Origin of the sequence: Pseudomonas sp. Pdm06 (genome assembly GCF_014851795.1) — a bacterium.
GTDB lineage: Bacteria > Pseudomonadota > Gammaproteobacteria > Pseudomonadales > Pseudomonadaceae > Aquipseudomonas > Aquipseudomonas fluorescens_AA.
Map to the genome: position 1 here is coordinate 119,403 of NZ_JACVAH010000001.1, position 23,206 is coordinate 142,608.

Annotated in this window: 19 protein-coding genes; 12 read left to right on the top strand and 7 right to left on the bottom strand. The window is 61.7% G+C overall.

Annotated features, from left to right (window positions below; genetic code table 11):
- Positions 1–121: 121 nt before the first annotated feature.
- Positions 122–319 (bottom strand): DUF6316 family protein, encoded by a 198-nt coding sequence (locus IB266_RS00515; RefSeq protein ID WP_060738608.1) that lies wholly within the window; start codon positions 317–319, stop codon positions 122–124.
- A gap of 192 nt (positions 320–511) precedes the next feature.
- Between IB266_RS00515 and IB266_RS00520 the strand changes: the two genes are divergently transcribed.
- The gene (locus IB266_RS00520) at positions 512–1,474 is read left to right on the top strand and encodes a DMT family transporter (protein WP_041475797.1); all 963 of its coding nucleotides are present in this window, start codon (positions 512–514) and stop codon (positions 1,472–1,474) included.
- A gap of 185 nt (positions 1,475–1,659) precedes the next feature.
- Here IB266_RS00520 and IB266_RS00525 read toward each other — a convergent pair whose 3' ends face one another.
- Entirely contained in the window at positions 1,660–3,054 is a 1,395-nt protein-coding gene (locus IB266_RS00525) for a class II fumarate hydratase (protein ID WP_060738606.1), read from the bottom strand.
- 202 nt (positions 3,055–3,256) lie between these two features.
- Between IB266_RS00525 and IB266_RS00530 the strand changes: the two genes are divergently transcribed.
- From IB266_RS00530 to IB266_RS00560, 7 genes are all read left to right on the top strand, one after another.
- Entirely contained in the window at positions 3,257–3,778 is a 522-nt protein-coding gene (locus IB266_RS00530) for a DUF2059 domain-containing protein (RefSeq protein ID WP_092167494.1), read from the top strand.
- A 12-nt stretch (positions 3,779–3,790) separates the two neighbouring features.
- Positions 3,791–4,090, top strand: a complete 300-nt coding sequence (locus IB266_RS00535; RefSeq protein ID WP_014337210.1) for a BolA family protein — start codon at positions 3,791–3,793, stop codon at positions 4,088–4,090.
- A 269-nt stretch (positions 4,091–4,359) separates the two neighbouring features.
- On the top strand, positions 4,360–5,301 hold the full coding sequence (locus IB266_RS00540) for a rhodanese-related sulfurtransferase (protein ID WP_192259503.1): 942 nt from the start codon (positions 4,360–4,362) through the stop codon (positions 5,299–5,301).
- A gap of 36 nt (positions 5,302–5,337) precedes the next feature.
- Positions 5,338–5,940, top strand: coding sequence for a DsbA family protein (locus IB266_RS00545; protein WP_177431752.1), 603 nt, complete (start codon positions 5,338–5,340; stop codon positions 5,938–5,940).
- Complete coding sequence (locus IB266_RS00550; protein ID WP_192259505.1) at positions 5,933–7,759, top strand: ABC transporter ATP-binding protein; 1,827 nt, start codon at positions 5,933–5,935, stop codon at positions 7,757–7,759. Before IB266_RS00545 ends, IB266_RS00550 begins: the two co-directional genes overlap by 8 nt.
- 181 nt (positions 7,760–7,940) lie before the next feature.
- Positions 7,941–10,400: an EAL domain-containing protein gene (locus IB266_RS00555; protein WP_192259507.1), complete on the top strand. Its 2,460-nt coding sequence runs from the start codon at positions 7,941–7,943 to the stop codon at positions 10,398–10,400.
- A gap of 78 nt (positions 10,401–10,478) precedes the next feature.
- A complete protein-coding gene (locus IB266_RS00560) occupies positions 10,479–11,249 on the top strand; it encodes an iron-containing redox enzyme family protein (protein ID WP_225613364.1) in 771 nt (256 codons plus the stop codon).
- 184 nt (positions 11,250–11,433) lie between these two features.
- Here the strand turns inward: IB266_RS00560 and IB266_RS00565 are convergent, their stop codons facing one another.
- The 5 genes from IB266_RS00565 to IB266_RS00585 form a co-directional block, all read right to left on the bottom strand.
- The gene (locus IB266_RS00565) at positions 11,434–12,360 is read right to left on the bottom strand and encodes a GGDEF domain-containing protein (protein WP_192259511.1); all 927 of its coding nucleotides are present in this window, start codon (positions 12,358–12,360) and stop codon (positions 11,434–11,436) included.
- Positions 12,361–12,707: 347 nt separating this feature from the next.
- Positions 12,708–13,448 (bottom strand): YciK family oxidoreductase, encoded by a 741-nt coding sequence (locus tag IB266_RS00570; protein ID WP_060738597.1) that lies wholly within the window; start codon positions 13,446–13,448, stop codon positions 12,708–12,710.
- Between the two features lie 183 nt (positions 13,449–13,631).
- A complete protein-coding gene (gene mupP, locus IB266_RS00575; RefSeq protein WP_192259513.1) occupies positions 13,632–14,303 on the bottom strand; it encodes an N-acetylmuramic acid 6-phosphate phosphatase MupP in 672 nt (223 codons plus the stop codon).
- Positions 14,304–14,307: 4 nt separating this feature from the next.
- Complete coding sequence (gene ubiG, locus IB266_RS00580) at positions 14,308–15,006, bottom strand: bifunctional 2-polyprenyl-6-hydroxyphenol methylase/3-demethylubiquinol 3-O-methyltransferase UbiG (RefSeq protein WP_063322361.1); 699 nt, start codon at positions 15,004–15,006, stop codon at positions 14,308–14,310.
- Positions 15,007–15,067: 61 nt separating this feature from the next.
- Positions 15,068–16,399 carry a TRZ/ATZ family hydrolase gene (locus tag IB266_RS00585; protein WP_192259515.1) on the bottom strand — a complete coding sequence of 444 codons (1,332 nt, stop codon included), beginning with the start codon at positions 16,397–16,399 and terminating at the stop codon, positions 15,068–15,070.
- Positions 16,400–16,505: 106 nt separating this feature from the next.
- Here IB266_RS00585 and mtnA point away from each other — a divergent pair, with 106 nt between their 5' ends.
- From mtnA to pheA, 4 genes are all read left to right on the top strand, one after another.
- Positions 16,506–17,582 carry an S-methyl-5-thioribose-1-phosphate isomerase gene (gene mtnA, locus IB266_RS00590; protein ID WP_192259517.1) on the top strand — a complete coding sequence of 359 codons (1,077 nt, stop codon included), beginning with the start codon at positions 16,506–16,508 and terminating at the stop codon, positions 17,580–17,582.
- A 445-nt stretch (positions 17,583–18,027) separates the two neighbouring features.
- Positions 18,028–20,691, top strand: a complete 2,664-nt coding sequence (gene gyrA, locus IB266_RS00595) for a DNA gyrase subunit A (protein WP_192259519.1) — start codon at positions 18,028–18,030, stop codon at positions 20,689–20,691.
- 322 nt (positions 20,692–21,013) lie between these two features.
- On the top strand, positions 21,014–22,099 hold the full coding sequence (gene serC / locus IB266_RS00600; RefSeq protein ID WP_041024563.1) for a 3-phosphoserine/phosphohydroxythreonine transaminase: 1,086 nt from the start codon (positions 21,014–21,016) through the stop codon (positions 22,097–22,099).
- A complete protein-coding gene (gene pheA / locus IB266_RS00605; RefSeq protein ID WP_003199233.1) occupies positions 22,099–23,193 on the top strand; it encodes a prephenate dehydratase in 1,095 nt (364 codons plus the stop codon). The genes serC and pheA overlap by 1 nt, the downstream gene beginning before the upstream one ends.
- Positions 23,194–23,206: the final 13 nt, after the last annotated feature.

Below are 23,206 nucleotides of genomic sequence, written 5' to 3' on the forward strand. Positions count from 1 at the left end.
AGCTTGCTCCCGCTCGGCTGCGAAGCAGTCGTTAACCTGTCGATGCGGTTTATTGACAGGGCAGAAGGGCCGCTTCGCGACCCAGCGGGAGCAAGCTCCCTCGCCACAAGAGAGCGGTACGCTAGCTGGCGACCTGAGTCAGTTGCAGCATTCGCTGTACATACGCCTCCACCTCCCGCAACGCATCCTCGCGACTGGCGAATGGTCCTTCCTGGGTGCCTTCCCGGGTGTTGAAGTAAAATTCGCCGTTTATCCGGCAAATCCGGTCACTGGGAAAGACCATCGCAGGGGCGAGGTCCTGGGCGCGTTTGCCGAGCATGAGGGGCTCCAAAAGAGGCGGCTGGATCAGGTTGAGTGAAGTTTAGGAGCTGGCGTTGACGGCTGCTTGGCGAACCGATAGGCGGCCATGTGCCATACCCGTAGCCGGTTCAATTAATCCCCAACTGTTCCTGTGTTGCTGGGCGATAGACGCCTAGAATGGGCGTTCTTTGTCTTGGGCTTCGAGGGTTGCATGCACATATCGTCCGGTCGCTGGGTCTACGGCTTGTTCCTTGCCCTGTTGACCGCCCTGCTCTGGGGAATCCTGCCGATCAAGCTCAAGCAAGTGCTGCAAGTGATGGACCCGGTCACCGTGACCTGGTTTCGCTTGCTGGTGTCCGGCGGTTTGCTGTTCATCTATTTGGCGGCCACCCGGCGCCTGCCCAGTCGCAAAGTGCTCGGCCCTCGCGGCGGCTGGCTGGTGGCGATGGCGGTGCTCGGGCTGGTGGGCAACTACGTGTTGTACCTGATGGGCCTGAATCGCTTGAGCCCCGGCACCGCGCAACTGGTGGTGCAGATGGGGCCGATCATGTTGCTGGTCGCCAGCCTGTTCGTGTTCAAGGAGCGGTTCAGCGTGGGGCAGGGCATCGGCCTGCTGGTGCTGCTGATCGGTTTCACGCTGTTTTTCAACCAGCGCCTGGGCGAGTTGCTGACGTCCCTGAGCGACTACACCGCCGGGGTGCTGATGGTGTTGCTGGCGTCGACGGTCTGGACGTTCTATGCCCTGGGCCAGAAGCAATTGTTGACGGTGTGGAACTCGTTGCAGGTGATGATGGTGATCTACCTGTTCTGCGCGCTGCTGCTCACACCCTGGGTGCATCCTTTGGAGGCGCTGCAATTGAGCCCGTTGCAAGGCTGGTTGTTGCTCGCTTGCTGCCTCAACACCCTGATTGCCTATGGCGCGTTTGCCGAAGCCCTGGCCCATTGGGAAGCGTCGCGGGTCAGCGCGACCCTGGCGATCACGCCGCTGGTGACCTTCGCCGCGGTGGCGATGGCGGCCTGGTGGTGGCCTGATTATGTCCATGCCGAGCAGATCAACCTGCTGGGCTATGGCGGGGCGGTGCTGGTGGTCCTGGGGTCGGCGCTGGTCGCCCTGGGGCCCTCGCTGATCGCCGGGCTCAGGGCCCGGCGTGAGCGTTTGGCTGTCGGGCGTTAGCCCCCTGTGGGAGCGAGCCTGCTCGCGATAGCGGCTCACGAGTCAACAGTGATGCCGAGCCTGCCGGCCTCATCGCGAGCAAGCTCGCTCCCACAGTGGATCTTCAGTGGATGTAATGTCGCGGTCCACGCTGGCCTGTGGGAGCGAGCTTGCTCGCGATAGCGCACTATCGATCAAGGCAAAACTCAGCCCTGGCTACCCGCTTCCAGCATATTCTCCGGCCTCACCCAGGCATCGAACTCTTCATCGGTGAGATACCCCAACTGCAACGCCGCTTCGCGCAAAGTCAGCCCTTCACCGTAGGCTTTCTTGGCGATTTCCGCTGACTTGTCGTAGCCGATGTGCGGGTTCAGCGCGGTTACCAGCATCAACCCACGTTCCAGGTGCGCGGCCATCTGCTCGGCGTCCGGTTCGAGCCCGGCGATGCAGTGCTGCTGGAAGTTGCTGCAGCCATCGGCCAACAGGCGAATCGATTGCAGCAGGTTGTGGATGATCACCGGCTTGAACACGTTCAACTGCAAATGCCCCTGGCTGGCGGCAAAACCGATGGTCACGTCGTTGCCCATGACCTGGCAGGCCAGCATCGACAAGGCTTCGCACTGGGTCGGGTTGACCTTGCCGGGCATGATGGAACTGCCCGGTTCGTTGGCCGGCAATTTCACCTCGGCGAACCCGGCCCGTGGCCCGGAGCCCAACAGGCGCAGGTCGTTGGCGATTTTCATCAGGGTCACGGCGAGGGTTTTCAGCGCACCGGACAACGAGGTCAGGGGTTCATGGCCGGCCAGCGCGGCAAACTTGTTGGGTGCGGTGACGAACGGCAGGCCCGACAGCGCCGCCAGTTCTGCGGCAATCGCTTCGCCGAACCCATGGGGTGAATTGAGCCCGGTGCCCACTGCCGTGCCGCCCTGGGCCAGTTCGCAGACCGCCGGTAGCGCGGCGCGAATCGCCCGTTCGGCGTAATCGAGCTGGGCAATGAACGCCGACAGTTCCTGGCCAAAGGTGATCGGCGTGGCATCCATCATGTGGGTACGGCCGGTCTTGACCAACTTCATGTGGCGCGCGGCCAGTTCCGCGAGACCGCCGGACAGCTCGCCGATGGCCGGCAACAATTGCTGATGGACGGCCTGGGCGGCGGCGATGTGCATGGCGGTGGGGAAGCAGTCGTTGGAACTCTGCGAGCGGTTGACGTGGTCGTTGGGGTGCACCGGGCTCTTGCCGCCGCGGGGGTTGCCGGCCAGTTCGTTGGCGCGTCCGGCGATCACTTCGTTGACGTTCATGTTGCTCTGGGTCCCGCTGCCGGTCTGCCAGACCACCAGCGGGAATTGGTCGTCGTGCTGGCCGTCCAGCACTTCGTCGGCGGCCTGTTCGATCAGGCGGGCGATGTCGGCGGGCAGGTCGCCATTGCGATCATTGACCCGCGCGGCGGCCTTCTTGATCAGCGCCAGGGCGTGCAACACCGACAGCGGCATGCGTTCGTTGCCAATGGCGAAGTTGATCATGGAACGCTGCGTCTGCGCGCCCCAGTAGGCGTCGTCCGGGACTTCAACCTGGCCAAGGCTGTCGGTTTCGATACGGCTCATCGGGTCAAACTCCTTAAAGGCTGAATGCGCAGTTTAGGCCCAGATGGGCCGCTCCGGTTCCCTCAATCATCCCTCAATCCAGCAACGGTGGCTTGGGCCCGTCAATCGGACCCGACAACCGTCGGGGTTGAGCCCCGGCGTTTTTTAGGCGCAGAATGGTCGCCCTTGGGGTTTTACCTCGCCTGTAATGAAAGGAAACTCGATGACCCGTCTTCGTGCCATCTGTACCGCAGTTGCTCTGGTGTGTGCCAGCGGCCCTGTTTTCGCCGATACCGCCAGCCACAACGCCAGCGCCGAAGCGTTCCTGACCCTGGCGCACGCTGACAAACTGGGCACTCCGGTGTACATGCAAGTGCAGCAGATGTTTGCCCAGCGCTTTGAACAGACCAAGGCCCCTGAGTCGAAAAAAGCCACCCTGGAAACCTACCAGGCCAAGGCCAATGCCGCGCTGGACCAAGCCATCGGCTGGAACAAGCTCAAGCCGGACATGGTCAAGCTCTACACCAGCAACTTCAACGAATCGGAGCTCAAGGACCTGGTCGCTTTCTACCAGTCGCCATTGGGCAAGAAAGTCCTGGAAAAAATGCCACAGTTGACCCAGCAATCGGCCCAACTGACCCAGGCCAAGCTTGAAAGCGCGGTGCCGGTGGTCAACAAGCTGCTGGCCGACATGACGGCCGAGCTCGAGCCAAAAGCCGCTGCTCCAGCCAAGAAAAAGCCGTAAGCGGAGCCCGGTATGAGCATGCAACAACGCATCGAATCAACGCTTGGGCTGTTGCAGCCCGAGCATTTGCAAGTGCTGGATGAAAGCCACATGCACAGCCGTGGCCTGCAGACCCACTTCAAGGCCGTGGTGGTCAGCCAGCAGTTCGAAGGGCTCAATCGCGTCAAGCGTCACCAGAAAGTCTATGGCACGCTGGGCGAGCTGATGGGCGAATTCCATGCGTTGGCGCTGCACACCTACACACCCGAGGAGTGGGCTCAGATCGACGCCGCCCCGGCTTCGCCGACCTGCGCCGGTGGCAGCAAGCACTGAAAGTGGTTGTTTGTCGCGCGGATGCTTGTTGTGGCGAGGGAGCTTGCTCCCGCTGGACCGCGAAGCGGTCCCCTGGAAACTGATCCAGACGACGGCTTCGCCGCCGAGCGGGAGCAAGCTCCCTCGCCACAATTGGTCCAGCTCCCAGGCGCGTGCAGCTCCTAAAGCCACCGTGTCTTTGCTAGAATCCGCAACGCGCCGCTCACCCGGCGCGTTTTTTTTCGCATCCGGTTCACCCTTTACGAGGGTAGCCACCTGGAGAAACACCCATGACACAACCCATTGTCGTGGCGGCACTGTATAAGTTCGTCACCCTGGAAGATTACGTCGAGCTGCGTGAGCCCTTGCTCAAGGCCATGCTCGACAACGGCATCAAAGGCACGTTGCTGATCGCCGAGGAAGGCATCAACGGCACGGTCTCCGGCACCCGCGAAGGCATCGACGGCCTGCTGGCCTGGCTCAAGAACGATCCGCGCATGATCGACATCGACCATAAAGAGTCGTATTGCGATGAGCAGCCGTTCTACCGCACCAAGGTCAAGCTCAAGAAAGAAATCGTCACCCTTGGCGTCGAAGGCGTGGACCCGAACAAGCAAGTCGGCACCTACGTCGAACCGCAGGACTGGAACGCGCTGATCAGCGATCCGGAAGTGCTGCTGATCGACACTCGCAACGATTATGAAGTGTCCATCGGCACCTTCGAAGGCGCCATCGACCCCAAGACCACCAGCTTTCGCGAGTTCCCCGAGTACATCAAGGCCCACTTCGACCCGGCCAGGCACAAGAAAGTCGCGATGTTCTGCACCGGTGGCATTCGCTGTGAAAAAGCCTCCAGCTACATGCTCGGCCAGGGATTCGACGAGGTCTATCACCTCAAGGGCGGCATCCTGAAATACCTCGAAGAGGTCCCTCAGGAAGAAACCAAGTGGCGCGGCGACTGCTTCGTGTTCGATAACCGCGTGACCGTTCGCCACGACCTCAGCGAAGGAGACTACGATCAATGTCACGCTTGTCGTACTCCGGTGAGCGTAGAAGACCGCGCTTCGGAGCACTATGTGCCTGGCATCAGTTGCCCGCATTGCTGGGATAAGCTGAGCGAGAAAACCCGTCGCAGCGCCATCGACCGCCAGAAACAGATCGAGTTGGCCAAGGCGCGCAACATGCCGCACCCGATCGGCTACAACTACAAGCAAACATCTTCCGAGGCTTGAGCCATGACGTCACGCCTGCTCTATGTGATGGACCCGATGTGTTCCTGGTGCTGGGGCTTTGCGCCAGTGGCCGAGGCGTTGGTCGAGCAGGCGCACGCCGCAGGTGTGGAGTTGCACCTGGTGGTGGGCGGTTTGCGCACCGGCAGCGGTTCGGCACTGGAGCCGACCACCCGGCGCTACATTCTCGAGCACTGGCAGGCCGTGACCCAGGCCACTGGCCAGCCCTTCAAGCTTGAAGGCGCGTTGCCGGACGGTTTCGTCTACGACACCGAGCCCGCCTGCCGGGCATTGGTGACGGCCCGCAGCCTGGCCCCGGACCTGGCCTGGACGCTGGTGAAGCTGATCCAACAGGCCTTTTATGTACAAGGCCGTGACGTCACCCACGCCAGCGTCCTGGTGGAACTGGCCGAGCAGGCCGGGCTGCCACGCATCGAATTCGCCGCGGCCTTCGATCGCGCCGACCAGCATGCGGCCACCGCGGCGGATTTCACCTGGGTCCAGGATTTGGGCATTGCCGGGTTCCCCACGCTGCTGGCCGAGCGTGACGGCCAGTTGGCCTTGCTGACCAACGGTTACCAGCCCCTGAGCCAGTTGTCGCCCTTGCTTGGCCGCTGGCTGGAGCGCGCGACCTGTGCCTGAGCGACCGTCAGCCCCATCGACCTCGCAGCGCATCGACCGGTTGAGCTGGGCGGAGATCCGTCGCCTGGCCCTCAAACATAAAAAAGCCCTGTGGATCGCCAACGGCGTGGCCGTGCTGGCGACGCTGTGCAGCGTGCCGATTCCGTTGCTGTTGCCGCTGCTGGTGGACGAGGTCCTGCTGGGCCACGGCGATGCAGCCCTGAAAGTCATGAACCATGCCTTGCCCACGTCGTGGCAGAGCGCAGCCGGCTATATCGGGCTGATGTTGCTGGCGACCCTGACCCTGCGCTGTGGCGCCTTGCTGTTCAACGTGGTGCAGGCGCGCTTGTTCGCCAGGTTGGCCAAGGACATTGTCTATCGCATTCGCATCCGCTTGATCGAACGTCTCAAGCGAATCTCCCTGGGCGAGTACGAAAGCCTGGGCAGCGGCACCGTGGCGGCCCACCTGGTCACCGACCTGGACACCCTCGACAAATTCATCGGCGAGACCCTCAGCCGTTTCCTGGTGGCGATGCTGACCCTGGTGGGCACCGCCGGGATCCTGGTGTGGATGCACTGGGAACTGGCGCTGCTGATCCTGCTGTTCAACCCGCTGGTGATCTACGCCACGGTGCAACTGGGCAAGCGGGTCAAACACCTCAAGAAACTGGAGAACGACAGCACCTCGCGCTTCACCCAGGCCTTGACCGAAACCCTGGATGCCATCCAGGAAGTGCGCGCCGGCAACCGCCAGGGTTATTTCCTTGGCCGATTGGGGATGCGTGCCAAGGAGGTCCGTGATTACGCCGTGAATTCGCAGTGGAAAACCGACGCCTCGAACCGCGCCAGTGGTTTGCTGTTCCAGTTCGGCATCGATATTTTTCGCGCGGCAGCCATGCTCACGGTGGTGTTTTCCGACCTGTCCATCGGCCAGATGCTGGCGGTGTTCAGCTACCTCTGGTTCATGATCGGCCCGGTCGAGCAGTTGTTGAACCTGCAGTACGCCTATTACGCGGCCGGCGGCGCCTTGAACCGGATCAACGAATTGCTGGCCCGGGCCGACGAGCCCCAGTACACGGGGGGCGTCGATCCGTTCAAGGGCCGTGACACCGTGGGCATCGAAATCCAGGGGTTGAGTTTCGGTTACGGCGAGGAGCTGGTGCTCGACCAGTTGAATCTGTCCATTTCGCCAGGCGAGAAAGTCGCCATCGTCGGGGCCAGTGGCGGCGGCAAGAGCACCTTGGTGCAGTTGCTGCTGGGGCTGTACACGCCACAGTCGGGCAGCATTCGTTTCGGCGGCGCCACGCAGCAGGAGATCGGCCTGGAAACCATTCGGGAGAATGTTGCAGTGGTGTTGCAACATCCGGCGCTGTTCAACGACACGGTACGGGCCAACCTTGCCATGGGGCGCGAGTGCAGCGACGACGATTGCTGGCGGGCATTGGAAATCGCCCAGCTCGACGCCACGGTACGGGCGCTGCCCCAGGGCCTGGAAAGCGTTGTAGGGCGTTCCGGGGTTCGGCTGTCGGGCGGACAGCGCCAACGGCTGGCCATCGCCCGCATGGTGCTGGCCGACCCACGGGTGGTGATTCTCGACGAAGCCACCTCGGCATTGGACGCGGCCACCGAGTACAACCTTCACCAGGCACTGGCGCGCTTTTTGAGCGCACGCACCACGTTGATCATCGCCCACCGGCTTTCGGCGGTGAAGCAGGCCGATCGGGTATTGGTGTTCGACGGTGGGCAAATCGCCGAAGACGGCGACCATTTGCAGTTGATTGCGGACGGGGGGCTCTACGCTCGACTCTACGGTCATTTGCAACAGATACAACAGCCTTGAGTTTCCCGCCGTTTTCTGTGCTTAGTATCGGAAAAAACAGGCAAACACGTCGATTCTTCCAAATTCCACGCAAAGATCTCTTCATCCATTCATTCTATGGGTCGAAAACTAGCCTAGGCTGTTGAGTCAGGAGCGGAATTCTGGCGGGTGTTCGTCCGGCAGTACCTGTGCAAGGGACCTCATGAAGCAAAAGCAGACTCTCGGAACACCACGGCTGCTGGGCATCGTCTGGCCCTTTATTGCCGTTGTGCTATTTCAGGCATTGCTTGGCGGCGTCAGCCTTTACGTGCTTTCCGCAGTCCGTGGCTATGTAGCGGGGGAGAGTCTCTGGTCCAAGGGCCAGAAAGACGCCATCTATTACCTCAACCTCTACGCCGACAGCCGTGACGAGGCGATTTTCCGCAAATACCAGCAAGCCATCGCCGTACCCGAGGGTGGCCATGAACTGCGGGTAGCGCTGGACCGCCAACCGCCGAACCTGGAAGCGGCACGGGCCGGCATCCTCAAGGGCGGCAATCACCCGGACGATGTGGCCAGCGTGATCTGGCTTTATCTGAATTTCCGTCACTTCAGTTACCTGGAAGAAGCCATCGATCTCTGGACGGTGGGCGATGGCTACCTGACCGAACTGGATAACGTCGCCCGGCAGATGCACAGCAGTATTGTCGCGGGCCAGGCGTCAGAGGTGGATATTCGCGGCTGGAAGGCCCAGATCTTTGCGATCAACGATTCCGTCACCCCGGCTGCCAAGGCGTTCAGCGACGCATTGGGCGAGGGCTCGCGTTTCATCCTGCGGCTCTTGCTGGTGACCAATTTCGCCACCGCCCTGGGGTTGATCGTCCTGGCGTTGTTGCGCACCCATAAACTGCTGGCCCAGCGGCAGGTGTTCGCCAATGCGCTGCAGATGGAGAAAGAGCGGGCACAGATCACCCTGCAGTCCATCGGCGATGGGGTGATCACCACCGACGTGGAGGGGGCCATCGCCTACATGAACCCCGCCGCCGAAGCGATGACCCATTGGAAGGCCGAGCACGCCATGGGCTTGCCCCTGGCCGCGCTGTTCAATTTGCTCGATGACAATGCCCAGACCGAAGGACTGACCCTGATCGAGCACATCCTCAGCGGGCGACTCAGCGGCGCCAGTGAACATTCGAAACTGATCCAGCGCCTGGATGGCAGCACCGTGTCGGTCACCCTGGTGGGCGCGCCGATCCGCCATGCGGGCAAGGTCAGTGGCGCCGTACTGGTGCTGCATGACATGACCCAGGAGCGGCAATACATCGCCAACCTGTCATGGCAGGCCACCCATGACGCCCTGACTGGCCTGGCCAACCGCCGGGAGTTCGAGTATCGCCTCGAGCAGGCCTTGCACAACCTCACTCGCCAGATCGGGCGCCATGCCTTGATGTTTCTCGACCTGGATCAGTTCAAGCTGGTCAACGACACCTGCGGTCATGCGGCGGGTGACGAATTGTTGCGGCATATCTGCGCCTTGCTGCAGTCAGGGTTGCGGGAAAATGACACCCTGGCCCGGCTGGGTGGCGATGAGTTCGGGATCTTGCTGGAGAACTGTTCGCCGGAGGCGGCGGAAAAAATCGCCGAAGGGCTGCGCCAGACCGTGCAGAACCTGCACTTTGTCTGGAAGGGCCGGCCGTTCGTGACCACCGTGAGCATCGGCCTGGTGCATATCGCCCAGACCCCGACGACCCTGGAGGCTTCCCTGCGGGCCGCCGACATGGCCTGTTATATGGCCAAGGAAAAGGGGCGCAACCGGGTCCAGGTCTATCATGCCGACGACTCGGAGTTGTCCCTGCGCTTTGGCGAGATGGCCTGGGTCCAGCGCTTGCACATGGCCCTGGAGGAAAACCGCTTTTGCCTGTACGCCCAGGAAATCGCCGCGCTGGGCCCGGGCGATCATGGTGGCGGACACATTGAAATCCTGTTGCGCCTGCATGACGAAGCCGGGCGGATGATCCTGCCGGACAGCTTCATTCCCGCGGCGGAACGCTACGGGCTGATGACGTCCCTGGACCGTTGGGTGGTGGAGAATGTCTTCAAGATTATCCGCCAGTGCCTGAATGAATCGCGGCAGGGGCCCATGGCGATGTGTGCGATTAATCTGTCAGGCACAACTATCGGAGATCAGGCGTTCCTCGACTTCCTGCGTAAACAGTTCGTGGCCTACTCGATTCCGCCGGAAATGATTTGTTTTGAAATTACAGAGACCAGCGCTATTTCGAATCTGGGCAGCGCGATCCGCTTTATCAATGAACTCAAGAGCTTGGGCTGTTATTTCTCGCTGGATGACTTTTGCGCCGGAATGTCTTCATTCGCTTACCTGAAACATTTACCTGTAGACTTCTTGAAGATCGACGGGAGTTTCGTAAAGGATATGCTGGACGACCCGATTAACCGTGCAATGGTCGAAGTGATCAACCACATCGGTCACGTCATGGGTAAGCGCACGATTGCCGAGTTTGTTGAAACCGCCCAGATCGAGCAGGCATTGCTGGAGATAGGGGTGGACTTCGCTCAGGGGTATGTGATCGAACGCCCGCAATTGTTTACCTGCGACACGTTGCAATGTCGGCCGGCCCGGCCCCAGCCGCTGTTATTCAAGGCCCCCGGCACGTTCCGCTGAACCTCTTGTTGATCCGAGAAAATCACAATCAAAAGGAGCCCGACAGTGATCGATACATTCAACCGAACAGGCCCGCTCATGGACGCCACAAGCTATCCGAAATGGGCACAGCAGCTCATTACCGATTGCAGCGAGAGCAAGCGCCGGGTTGTCGAACACGAACTGTATCAGCGCATGCGCGACAACAAGCTCAGCGCCAAGACCATGCGCCACTACCTCATTGGTGGTTGGCCGGTCGTCGAACAGTTCGCTTTATACATGGCACAGAACCTCACCAAGACCCGCTTTGCCCGCCACCCCGGCGAGGACATGGCGCGTCGCTGGCTGATGCGCAACATTCGTGTCGAACTCAACCATGCCGACTACTGGGTCAACTGGAGCGCCGCCCATGGCGTGACCCTGGAAGACCTGCAAGCCCAGCAGGTACCGCCTGAGCTGCATGCCTTGAGCCACTGGTGCTGGCACACCAGTTCCTCGGACTCGTTGATCGTGGCCATCGCCGCGACCAACTACGCCATCGAGGGCGCCACGGGAGAGTGGTCGGCGCTGGTGTGTTCCAACGGTGTCTACGCGGCCGCCTTCGCCGAGGAAGACCGCAAGCGGGCCATGAAGTGGCTGAAGATGCATGCCCAGTACGACGATGCCCATCCTTGGGAAGCCCTGGAAATCATCTGTACGCTGGCGGGGATGAACCCGAGCAAGGCGCTGCAAACGGAGCTGCGCCAGGCCGTGTGCAAGAGCTATGACTACATGTACCTGTTCCTGGAGCGTTGCATGCAACTGGAGCAGGCGGAGCCTGCCAGCAGGGCGTCATCCACCCGTGAGCGTCTGGCACTGGCCGGGAGCTGATTAGCTACAGATAGCCACAACCTGTGGGAGCGAGCCTGCTCGCGAAGAGGTCTGCAGTCGACGGGGAGGTTGACTGCCAGGCCGCTATCGCGAGCAAGCTCGCTCCCACAGTTGTTTTGGATGAGCGCCGGCTTCAGGTTCACCCCAAATCCCTGTGGGAGCGAGCTCGTCCCCACAGTGGTTTTCAGCCGGCCATCGCCAATCGATTGCGGCCTTCGCGCTTGGCTACGTACAGCGCGCTGTCGGCCCTGCGCAGCAGGCTTTCCGAGGATTCCCCCGGCAGCAGGGTGGCGCACCCCAGGCTGACCGTCAGCTCGATCCTTGTGCCTGTGGCGAAGTAATCCTGGGCCTGGGCGGCATAACGCAGTCGTTCACCGACCATGGCCGCGGCATCCCGGCTGGTATTGGCCAGCAGGATCAAAAATTCTTCACCACCGAACCTGAATACCATGTCCACATTGCGCAGTTGGCCCTTGATCGACTCGGCCACGGCCTTGAGCACTTCGTCGCCAACGCCGTGACCATGGCTGTCGTTGATGCGCTTGAAATGATCGATATCAAGCATCAGCACCGACAAGGGTTGCGAATGACGCTTGGCCATGTCGATTTCCCGCATCAGGGTCTGGTCCATGGCGATGCGGTTGCCGGTACCGGTCAGCGGATCGCGCAGGGCGCTTTGGGTGGCGGCGCGGTAGAGCAGCGCGTTGCGCAGTGGATACAGCAGCGTCGACATGATGGATTCGAGGTCGCTCTGTTCCGCCTCGGAGAAACGTTGGTTACGGCGGAATACCAGTTCACCCAGGTGTTCGCCTTCATGGCTGAGGTTATAGCTGAGGGTGTGATGCCCGCGTTGCCCGAACTCCAGGCGCAGGTCACTGGCTTTGTGCTGATAGGCCAACGCATCCAGGGGCACCAGTCGCTGAATTTCCCGGAAAAACAGGCCCAGGATGCGCTGTGGCTCCAGGCTGGTCTGTAGCTGCTGGCTCAGTTGCTGGCGCAATTGCGACAGACTGACGGAGCGTGCTGGGAGCGGCGATGGCTGAGTCAGGCCCAAACGCTGCAATTTGGCGCTGTCGAAGTCGAACGCGTTGATCTGGTTGGGCGTTTTCATATGGCGTTAGCCCCTAAGCTAAATCTGTCCCGCAGGTTGGGTGCGGCGGCTTTGGGCTGCACGTCGTACTGGTCCTTCAGTCCCGTAGGACACCTGATTTGAGTCTAGTCCGCTTCCATGGCAGGCATAAGTCTCGTCTCAACGTCCATTACCTGCCGAACATGGCATGTTTGAAGAGGTTAGAGCGAAAGTCGTGCCATTCGGTTCACTTCCGTAAAAACCGATTAGAAATCAATGAATTGATAGCGAGTCGCGAATGCAGGGGCGACGTGGACTTGGCGGTTCGCCTGGTTTGGCGTCGACCGGGGCCGGCATCGCGACGGTAAATCGTCGCGATGCCGGCTTCATTATTGTGCGTTGAACGCCTGACCGTTGACGCCGGTGCTGTCCGGGCCCATGAGGTACAGGTAGACCGGCATGATCGCTTCGGGCGTCGGATTGTTGAGCGGGTTTTCTCCCGGATAGGCCTGGGCGCGCATGCTGGTGCGGGTGGCGCCGGGGTTGATGCTGTTGGCGCGTACGGCGGCGACGGTATCGACTTCGTCGGCCAGGGTCTGCATCAGCCCCTCGGTGGCGAACTTGGACACGCCATAGGCGCCCCAGTAGGCCCGGCCCTTGCGGCCGACGCTGCTGGAGGTGAACACCACGGACGCATCCTTGGAGAGCTTGAGCAGCGGCAGCAAGGTGCTGGTGAGCATGAACATCGCGTTGACGTTGACGTGCATCACCCGCATGAAGTTCTCACCGGACAACTGTTCCAGTGGCGTACGTGGGCCAATGATCGAGGCGTTGTGCAGCAAGCCGTCCAGATGACCGAACTCGGTTTCGATCATCGCCGCCAGTTCATCGTACTGATGAGGCAGTGCGGTTTCGAGGTTGAACGGGATCACCGCTGGCTGCGGATGACCGGCCGCTTCGATTTCATCGTAGACCTGGGTCAGGTTGGCTTCGGTCTTGCCCAGCAGAAGTACGGTGGCACCGTGGGCGGCGTAGGTTTTCGCCGCAGCGGCACCGATCCCGCGACCGGCGCCGGTGACCAGGATCACCCGGCCATTGAGCAGGTCGGGACGGGCGGAATAATCAAACATAAAAAACCTCAACAGTTAGAGCAGCACAGTACCGGTGACGAGGAAGCTTTCGTGGCAAATAGGCTTTTGTGGCGAGGGAGCTTGCTCCCGCTCGGCGGCGCAGCTGTCGTCCAGGGGGCCGCTTCGCGCTCCAGCGGGAGCAAGCTCCCTCGCCACAAGGGCGGTAGCATCGATTCCTTCAGTTCAGCAACTGCACAACGCGTTATCCAGCACTTCGCGCAGCGCCGAGGGGTGATCGATCACCACATCCGCGCCCCAGTGCCTGGGGTTGTCGTCCGGGTGGATGTAGCCGTAGGTCACCGCGCAGGTCTTGGTGCCGGCGTTGCGGCCGGACTCGATGTCCCGCAGGTCATCGCCCACGAACAGCACGCTGGCCGGGTCCAGGTCGAGCATCTTGCAGGCCAGGGTCAGCGGTTCCGGGTCCGGCTTGCTGTTTTTCACGTGGTCAGGGCAGATCAGCACTTTCGAACGCTCGGCCAGGCCCAGTTGCTGCATGATCGGTTCGGCGAAACGCACGGGCTTGTTGGTGACCACGCCCCAGATCAGGTTGGCCGCTTCGATATCGGCCAGCACTTCGGCCATGCCGTCGAACAAGTGGCTGTGGACCGCACAACCCTTGAGGTAGCGGTCGAGGAACTCCTGGCGCAATTCCTCGAACCCTGGTGATTCCGGGTCCATGGAGAAGGTCACCGCGACCATCGCCCGGGCGCCGCCGGAAATCTCGTCGCGAATGTGCTGGGTGTTCATCGGTGGCAAGCCACGGTCGGCGCGCATGGCCTGGCAGATGGCGATGAAGTCCGGCGCGGTGTCGAGCAGCGTGCCGTCCATGTCGAAGAGAACCGCTTTGAGACGCATCGCCTTACTCCTCGCGCAGGGTCTGGATCATGTAGTTGACGTCAACGTCGGCGGCCAGCTTGTAGTGCTTGGTCAATGGGTTGTAGGTCAGGCCGATGATGTCCTTGACGGTCAGCCCGGCCGCGCGGCTCCAGGCGCCCAGTTCGGAGGGGCGGATGAATTTCTTGAAGTCGTGAGTGCCCCGTGGCAACAGCTTCATGATGTATTCGGCGCCAATGATGGCGAACAGGTAGGCCTTCGGGTTGCGGTTGATGGTGGAGAAGAACACCTGGCCGCCCGGCTTGACCATGCGGAAGCAGGCGCGGATGACCGAGGACGGGTCCGGCACGTGTTCGAGCATTTCCAGGCAGGTCACCACGTCGAATTGGCCGGGCATTTCTTCGGCCAGGGCTTCGGCGGTGATCTGCCGGTATTCCACGCTGACGCCGGACTCCAGTTGATGCAGTTGCGCCACCGCCAGCGGCGCTTCGCCCATGTCGATGCCCATCACCGTCGCCCCGCGCTGGGCCATGGCCTCACTGAGGATGCCGCCACCGCAACCGACGTCGAGGACCTTCTTGCCGGCCAGGTTGACCCGTTCGTCAATCCAGTTGACCCGCAGCGGGTTGATGTCGTGCAGCGGTTTGAACTCGCTTTCACGGTCCCACCAGCGATGGGCCAGGGCTTCGAACTTGGCGATTTCGGCGTGGTCGACGTTGCTCATGTGCAGATCCTCGAAAAGCTTGAAAAATCAGATGCCCCGAGCCGTGGCTCCAGGGGCGTGGTCATTCGTTGTGGCCGCTGATGCGCCGACCCCAGGCCTGGGCCGTGGCGATCAGTGTCGGTTCGTCCATGCGGGTCAGCCGGCCATTCTCCAGTAACGGCTTGCCGCCTACCCACAGGTGTTTGACGCAATCGCGGCCGGTGGCATAAATCAGTTGCGACACCGGGTCGTAGATCGGCTGCTGGGCCAGGCCTGACAGATCGAAAGCCACCAGGTCGGCGGCCTTGCCGACTTCCAGGGAGCCGACGGTCGCTTCGATGCCCAGCGCCCGGGCACCGTTGAGCGTGGCCATGCGCAGCGCCCGATGGGCATCCAGGGCCGTGGCCGAACCGGCGACGGCCTTGGCCAGCAGGGCGGCGGTGCGGGTTTCGCCGAGCAGGTCCAGGTCATTGTTGCTCGCCGCACCGTCGGTGCCGAGGGCGACATTGACGCCGGCTTGCCACAGACGCTCCACCGGGCAGAAACCGCTGGCCAGCTTCAGGTTCGATTCCGGGCAATGGATCACGCTGCAATTGCTTTCTACCAGCAGGGCTTGGTCCTCGTCGCTGATCTGAGTCATGTGCACGGCCTGGAAGCGTGGCCCCAGCAGACCAAGGCGTCCCAGGCGAGCCATTGGCCGCTCAGCGGTGTTATCCACAGCCTGCTGCACTTCGAAGGCGGTTTCGTGAACATGCATATGAATGGCCGCGTCCAGTTCCTCGGCGATCACGCGGATTTTCTCCAGGTTCTCATCGCCTACCGTATAGGGCGCGTGCGGGCCGAATGCGACTTTGATCCGCGGATGGTGCTTGAGGTCGCCAAACAACTCGATGCCCTGACGAATGGCGTCGTCGGCGCTGGCCGCACCGGGGATCGGAAAGTCGAGGATCGGAATGGCGATTTGCGCGCGAATACCGCTGTCGTGGACGCACTCGCTGGCGATCTTGGGGTAGAAATACATGTCGGAGAAGCAGGTGATGCCGCCCTTGATCTGCTCGGCGATTGCCAGGTCGGTGCCATCCCGGACGAAATCTTCATCGACCCATTTGGCTTCAGCCGGCCAGATGTGCTGTTCCAGCCAGGTCATCAAGGGCAGGTCGTCGGCCAGGCCGCGAAACAGGGTCATGGCCGCGTGGCCGTGGGCGTTGATCAGGCCGGGGCTGAGCAGCATGCCGGGCAGTTCACGGACCTCGGTGGCGTCACACTTCAGGGCTTCTGCCCGTGGACCGATGAACACGATACAACCGTCGCGAATGCCCAGGCCATGGTCCTTGAGCACTACACCGGCGGGTTCGACAGGCACCAACCAGGTCGGCAGCAATAATAAGTCGAGCGCAACGGCAGGCTTGGGCATCGTGGAACGGTTCCATGGGGTATAAAGGATGGCGAAGTATACCCGAGCGTCTTCGCGGAGGGATCGCTATAATCGGCGGCTTTTGTTCATGAGTGCGGGGTGAAGGATGCGCGATCGACTATTGGCTGCGGAGAAGGTGAAGGCCATCGATTGGCGTGATGGCGTCCTGTACCTGCTGGATCAGCGTATCTTGCCGTTCGAGGAAAACTGGATCGCTTGCACCCGTGTCGCCGATGTGGCCGAGGCCATTGGCTCGATGGCCGTGCGCGGCGCGCCGGTCATCGGCATCAGTGCGGCGTATGGTGTGGTGCTGGCGGCGCGGGCCAGGATGGCCGAAGGCGGCGATTGGCAAGCGGCCCTGGAGGCCGATTTTGCCTTGCTGGCCGAGGCTCGGCCGACGGCGGCGAACCTGTTCTGGGCGCTGGATCGAATGCGCGATCGGCTGGGGCGCCTGAAAGAGCATGCGGAGCCGCTGGCGGTGCTCGAGGCCGAAGCCATCGCGATCCACGTGAGCGATCGCGAAGCCAACCTGACCATGGCCCAGTTGGGGGTCGACCTGATCCGCAAGCATCAGGGCAATGCCCAGGCCATTCTCACCCATTGCAACACCGGCGCCCTGGCCACCGGCGGTTTTGGCACGGCCTTGGGGGTTATCCGGGGTGCGTATATCGAAGGCATGGTGGAGCGCGTCTATGCCGACGAAACCCGGCCGTGGCTGCAAGGCTCGCGCCTGACAGCGTGGGAACTGGCCCGAGAAGGCATTCCGGTGACCCTCAACGCCGATTCCGCCGCTGCCCATATCATGAAGACCAAGGGTGTGACCTGGGTGATCGTCGGTGCCGATTGCATCGCCGCCAATGGTGACGTGGCGAACAAGATTGGCACTTATCAGTTGGCGGTCTGTGCCATGCACCATGGCGTGCGCTTCATGGTGGTGGCGCCGAGCTCGATCATCGACATGAGCCTGGCCAGCGGTGAAGACATCCCGGCGGAGGAGTGCGACGGGCGCGAGCTGCTGGAAATCGGCGGCAGAGGGCTCGGCGCGGAGGTGGGTGCCTTCAACCCGGTCTTCGATATCACCCCGGCGGATCTGATCGACGTCATCGTCACGGAAAAGGGCATCATCGAGCGCCCGGACACCGCGAAGCTGGCGCAGTTGATGTGCCGCAAGCGGTTGCACTGATGGTTTGTGCTGTCTGACCTGTCGCCATCGCGAGCAGGCTCGCTCCCACATTGGACCGGGTCGTGGCGGAAATCTTGAGCATGCACAGATCCCTGTGGGAGCGAGCTTGCTCGCGATGAGGCCCATAAAGGCAACAAATCCCTTGCATTTGGCCCCTGAATCTCTATCGGCAGCGCTTCTAAGCCCCTCTGGTCCCATATCAGCCTGTCACCGGTCAACTAACTACGCACCATGCGCATCTGGGGGATAGGTGCGTGGCGGCTCTTGTGATAACATCCGGCGGTTTCCAGGGCTGCCTCGCGAGGTGGCCTTTACTGCGCAGATCCATGGCATAACTCGTTGATTTGTCGTAAGTCGCTGCACGGCATTTGTTCTGCAGCGGCGAGCTTCGTTCGTCCCATCTGGATGTGACGAGGTTTCACCAGAAAAAGGAATCAGGCTTCTCATGGGCGAACTGGCCAAAGAAATCCTCCCGGTCAATATCGAAGACGAGCTGAAACAGTCCTACCTCGACTACGCAATGAGCGTAATCGTCGGGCGGGCGCTGCCGGATGCGCGCGATGGCTTGAAGCCCGTGCACCGGCGCGTGCTGTTCGCGATGAGCGAGCTGGGCAACGACTTCAACAAGCCGTACAAGAAATCCGCCCGTGTCGTCGGCGATGTGATCGGTAAGTATCACCCCCACGGCGACACTGCCGTGTACGACACCATCGTTCGTATGGCGCAACCCTTCTCCTTGCGCTACCTGCTGGTAGACGGCCAGGGCAACTTCGGTTCGGTGGACGGCGACAACGCCGCGGCCATGCGATACACCGAAGTACGCATGACCAAGCTGGCCCACGAGCTGCTGGCCGACCTGCACAAGGAAACCGTGGACTGGGTGCCGAACTACGACGGCACCGAAATGATCCCGGCGGTCATGCCGACCCGTATCCCGAACCTGCTCGTCAACGGTTCCAGCGGTATCGCCGTGGGCATGGCGACCAACATCCCGCCGCACAACCTCGGTGAAGTCATCGACGGTTGCCTGGCGCTCATCGACAATCCCGAGCTGACCGTCGATGAGCTGATGCAATACATCCCCGGTCCGGACTTCCCGACCGCTGCGATCATCAACGGTCGCGCCGGCATCATCGAAGCCTACCGCACCGGCCGTGGCCGCATTTACATGCGCGCCCGCTCGACGGTCGAAGACATCGACAAGGTCGGCGGCCGCCAGCAGATCGTCATCACCGAACTGCCGTACCAGCTGAACAAGGCTCGCCTGATCGAGAAGATCGCCGAGCTGGTGAAAGAGAAGAAACTCGAAGGCATCACCGAACTGCGTGACGAGTCCGACAAGGACGGCATGCGTGTCGTGATCGAGTTGCGCCGTGGCGAAGTGCCTGAGGTGATCCTCAACAACCTCTACGCCCAGACCCAGCTGCAAAGCGTGTTCGGCATCAACATCGTTGCGCTGATCGACGGCCGTCCGCGGATCCTGAACCTCAAGGACCTGCTGGAAGCCTTCGTGCGCCACCGTCGCGAAGTGGTCACCCGCCGCACCGTGTTCGAACTGCGCAAGGCTCGCGAGCGTGGTCACATTCTCGAAGGCCAGGCCGTTGCCCTGTCGAACATCGACCCGGTGATCGCCTTGATCAAGGCCTCGCCAACCCCGTCGGAAGCCAAGGAAGCGCTGATCAGCACCCCTTGGGAGTCCACCGCGGTGGTGGCGATGGTCGAGCGCGCCGGCGCCGATTCGTGCCGCCCGGAGAACCTCGACCCGCAATACGGCCTGCGCGAAGGCAAGTACTTCCTGTCCCCGGAACAGGCGCAAGCCATCCTGGAACTGCGCCTGCACCGCCTGACCGGCCTCGAGCACGAGAAACTGCTGGCCGAGTACCAGGAAATCCTCAACCAGATCGGCGAGCTGATCCGCATTCTCAACAGCGCTACGCGCCTGATGGAAGTGATCCGCGAAGAACTGGAAGTGATCCGCGCCGAATACGGCGACGTGCGCCGCACCGAGATTCTCGATGCGCGCCTGGACCTGACCCTGGGTGACATGATCCCGGAAGAAGAGCGCGTGGTGACCATTTCCCACGGCGGCTACGCCAAGACCCAGCCGCTGGCCGCCTACCAGGCCCAGCGTCGCGGCGGCAAAGGCAAGTCCGCGACGGGCGTCAAGGACGAGGACTACATCGCTCACCTGCTGGTCGCCAACAGCCACACCACGCTGCTGCTGTTCTCCAGCAAGGGCAAGGTGTACTGGCTCAAGACCTACGAAATCCCGGAAGCGTCCCGTGCCGCTCGCGGCCGTCCACTGGTCAACCTGTTGCCGCTGGACGATGGTGAATACATCACCACCATGTTGCCGGTGGAAGAGTACACCGAGGGTCACTACATCTTCATGGCCACTGCCAACGGAACCGTGAAGAAGACCCCGCTGGAGTCCTTCAGCCGTCAGCGCAGCGTCGGTCTGATCGCCCTGGAACTGGACGAAGGTGACGTGCTGATTTCCGCCGCCATCACCGACGGCGAGCGTGAGGTCATGCTGTTCTCCGACGGCGGCAAGGTCACTCGCTTCAAGGAGTCCGACGTTCGCGCCATGGGTCGTACCGCCCGCGGTGTGCGCGGCATGCGCCTGCCGGAAGGCCAGAAGCTGATTTCCATGCTGATCCCCGAAGAAGGCAGCCAGATCCTCACCGCTTCGGCCCGTGGTTATGGCAAGCGCACGGCCATCAGCGAGTTCCCCGAGTACAAGCGTGGCGGCCAGGGCGTGATCGCCATGGTCAGCAACGACCGTAACGGTCGTCTGGTCGGTGCGGTCCAGGTGCTCGATGGCGAGGAGATCATGTTGATCTCCGACCAGGGCACCCTGGTGCGCACGCGAGTCGCTGAAGTGTCGAGCCTGGGTCGTAACACCCAGGGCGTGACGCTGATCAAACTGGCCAGCGACGAAACGCTGGTCGGGCTTGAGCGGGTCCAGGAGCCGTCGGAGGTTGAAGGCGAGGAGTTGGACGGCGAGGACGGCGTGGTGTTCGACGGCACCCTCGGTGCCGATGTCGACGACGCTGTCGGCGACCAACCGCTCGACGCCGCCGCAGACGAAGAAGAACCGCAGGACTAAGCGGACACGCAGGGGGCGGATGAAGATTCGCCCCCTTGTTGTTTGTTCCGTTTGAAAATTTGCGACACTGCGCATCCCCCAGTGGGGGTAATGCTGCTCACTTAAGGTTCGTTTGATTCACTGTGGCGAGGGAGCACGCTCCCTCGCCACGGATTCATCCATACCTGAAGTGAACGATACCCTCTGTGGGAGCGAGCTTGCTCGCGATGACGGCCTGACATTCAGCATCACTGTTGACTGTTACATCGCTATCGCGAGCAAGCTCGCTCCCACAGTGCAGACTCAAGATTTATGTGACCACCAGATCAGAGCGAGATTGGATGTGAGCAAGAGAGCCTATAACTTCTGTGCCGGCCCGGCGGCGCTTCCTGAAGCGGTCCTGAAGCGTGCCCAGGGTGAACTTCTCGACTGGCACGGCAAGGGCCTGTCGGTCATGGAAATGAGCCATCGCAGCGATGAGTTCGTGTCCATTGCCACCAAGGCCGAGCAGGACCTGCGTGATCTGCTGAACATCCCGTCCAACTACAAGGTGCTGTTCCTGCAAGGCGGCGCGAGCCAGCAGTTCGCCCAGATTCCGTTGAACCTGCTGCCGGAAAACGGCAAGGCCGACTACATCGACACTGGCATCTGGTCGCAGAAAGCCATCGAAGAAGCTTCGCGATACGGTCACGTCAACGTGGCCGCCACCGCCAAGCCCTACGACTATTTCGCGATTCCCGGCCAGAACGAGTGGAACCTGTCCAAGGACGCGGCCTACGTTCACTACGCGCCGAACGAAACCATCGGTGGCCTGGAATTCAACTGGATCCCGGAAACGGGCGATGTGCCATTGGTGGCCGACATGTCCTCGGACATTCTCTCGCGCCCTGTGGATATCTCCCGTTTCGGCATGATCTACGCGGGTGCCCAGAAGAACATCGGCCCAAGCGGCATCCTGGTCAGCATCATTCGTGAAGACCTGCTGGGTCGTGCCCGCTCCCTGTGCCCGACCATGCTCAACTACAAGGTCGCGGCCGACAACGGCTCGATGTACAACACCCCGCCGACCCTGGCCTGGTACCTGTCGGGCCTGGTGTTCGAATGGCTGAAGGAGCAGGGCGGTGTCGAAGCCATCGGCAAGCTCAACGAGGTGAAGCAGCGCACGCTGTATGACTTCATCGACGCCAGCGGCCTCTACAGCAACCCGATCAACAAGACCGATCGTTCCTGGATGAACGTGCCGTTCCGCCTGGCCGACGACCGTCTCGACAAGCCGTTCCTGGCCGGTGCCGACGAGCGTGGTTTGCTGAACCTCAAGGGCCACCGTTCGGTCGGTGGCATGCGCGCCTCCATCTACAACGCCGTCGACATCAACGCCGTCAATGCGTTGATCGCCTACATGGCAGAGTTCGAGAAGGAACATGGCTGATGTCTGAGCAAGAACTCAAGGCGCTGCGCCTGCGTATCGATGCCCTGGACGAAAAGGTCCTGGAGCTGATCAGCGAGCGCGCGCGCTGCGCCCAGGAAGTCGCCCGGGTGAAGATGGCCTCCCTGGCCGAAGGCGAAGTGCCGGTGTTCTATCGCCCCGAGCGTGAAGCGCAGGTGCTCAAGCGTGTCATGGAGCGCAACAAGGGGCCGCTGGGCAACGAAGAGATGGCGCGTCTGTTCCGCGAAATCATGTCTTCGTGCCTGGCCCTCGAGCAGCCGCTGAAAGTCGCCTACCTGGGCCCGGAAGGCACCTTCACCCAGGCGGCGGCCATGAAGCACTTCGGTCACGCCGTGATCAGCAAGCCGATGGCGGCCATTGACGAAGTGTTCCGTGAAGTGGCCGCCGGCGCGGTGAATTTTGGCGTGGTGCCGGTGGAGAACTCCACCGAAGGCGCAGTCAACCACACGCTGGACAGCTTCCTCGAGCACGACATGGTGATCTGCGGCGAAGTCGAGTTGCGCATCCACCACCACCTGCTGGTGGGCGAGAACACCAAGACCGACAGCATCAGCCGGATCTATTCCCACGCCCAGTCGTTGGCCCAGTGCCGCAAGTGGTTGGACGCCCATTACCCGAACGTCGAACGCGTGGCGGTATCGAGCAACGCCGAGGCGGCCAAGCGGGTCAAGGGCGAGTGGAACTCGGCGGCGATTGCTGGCGATATGGCGGCCGGCCTCTATGGGCTGACGCGCCTGGCGGAAAAAATCGAGGATCGCCCGGACAACTCCACGCGATTCCTGATGATTGGCAGCCAGGAAGTCCCGCCGACCGGCGACGACAAGACCTCGATCATCGTTTCCATGAGCAACAAGCCCGGTGCGCTCCATGAGCTGCTGGTGCCGTTCCATGACAACGGTATCGACCTGACGCGGATCGAGACTCGTCCGTCGCGCAGCGGTAAATGGACCTACGTGTTCTTCATCGATTTCGTCGGCCACCACCGCGATCCGCTGGTAAAAGGTGTGCTGGAGAAAATCAGTCAGGAAGCAGTGGCACTCAAGGTGCTGGGTTCCTACCCCAAGGCAGTTCTTTAAGGGCGGATAGCAA

What these genes read in the sequence shown, in the direction of transcription:
- IB266_RS00520 (WP_041475797.1), top strand. Translation starts at nt 512, where the DNA reads ATGCACATATCGTCCGGTCGCTGGGTCTACGGCTTGTTCCTTGCCCTG.
- IB266_RS00565 (WP_192259511.1), bottom strand. Translation starts at nt 12,360, where the DNA reads ATGAAAACGCCCAACCAGATCAACGCGTTCGACTTCGACAGCGCCAAA.
- IB266_RS00525 (WP_060738606.1), bottom strand. Translation starts at nt 3,054, where the DNA reads ATGAGCCGTATCGAAACCGACAGCCTTGGCCAGGTTGAAGTCCCGGAC.
- mtnA (WP_192259517.1), top strand. Translation starts at nt 16,506, where the DNA reads ATGCGCGATCGACTATTGGCTGCGGAGAAGGTGAAGGCCATCGATTGG.
- IB266_RS00515 (WP_060738608.1), bottom strand. Translation starts at nt 319, where the DNA reads ATGCTCGGCAAACGCGCCCAGGACCTCGCCCCTGCGATGGTCTTTCCC.
- IB266_RS00530 (WP_092167494.1), top strand. Translation starts at nt 3,257, where the DNA reads ATGACCCGTCTTCGTGCCATCTGTACCGCAGTTGCTCTGGTGTGTGCC.
- IB266_RS00585 (WP_192259515.1), bottom strand. Translation starts at nt 16,399, where the DNA reads ATGCCCAAGCCTGCCGTTGCGCTCGACTTATTATTGCTGCCGACCTGG.
- mupP (WP_192259513.1), bottom strand. Translation starts at nt 14,303, where the DNA reads ATGCGTCTCAAAGCGGTTCTCTTCGACATGGACGGCACGCTGCTCGAC.
- ubiG (WP_063322361.1), bottom strand. Translation starts at nt 15,006, where the DNA reads ATGAGCAACGTCGACCACGCCGAAATCGCCAAGTTCGAAGCCCTGGCC.
- pheA (WP_003199233.1), top strand. Translation starts at nt 22,099, where the DNA reads ATGTCTGAGCAAGAACTCAAGGCGCTGCGCCTGCGTATCGATGCCCTG.
- gyrA (WP_192259519.1), top strand. Translation starts at nt 18,028, where the DNA reads ATGGGCGAACTGGCCAAAGAAATCCTCCCGGTCAATATCGAAGACGAG.
- IB266_RS00535 (WP_014337210.1), top strand. Translation starts at nt 3,791, where the DNA reads ATGAGCATGCAACAACGCATCGAATCAACGCTTGGGCTGTTGCAGCCC.
- IB266_RS00560 (WP_225613364.1), top strand. Translation starts at nt 10,479, where the DNA reads ATGGACGCCACAAGCTATCCGAAATGGGCACAGCAGCTCATTACCGAT.
- IB266_RS00570 (WP_060738597.1), bottom strand. Translation starts at nt 13,448, where the DNA reads ATGTTTGATTATTCCGCCCGTCCCGACCTGCTCAATGGCCGGGTGATC.
- IB266_RS00545 (WP_177431752.1), top strand. Translation starts at nt 5,338, where the DNA reads ATGTGTTCCTGGTGCTGGGGCTTTGCGCCAGTGGCCGAGGCGTTGGTC.
- IB266_RS00540 (WP_192259503.1), top strand. Translation starts at nt 4,360, where the DNA reads ATGACACAACCCATTGTCGTGGCGGCACTGTATAAGTTCGTCACCCTG.
- IB266_RS00555 (WP_192259507.1), top strand. Translation starts at nt 7,941, where the DNA reads ATGAAGCAAAAGCAGACTCTCGGAACACCACGGCTGCTGGGCATCGTC.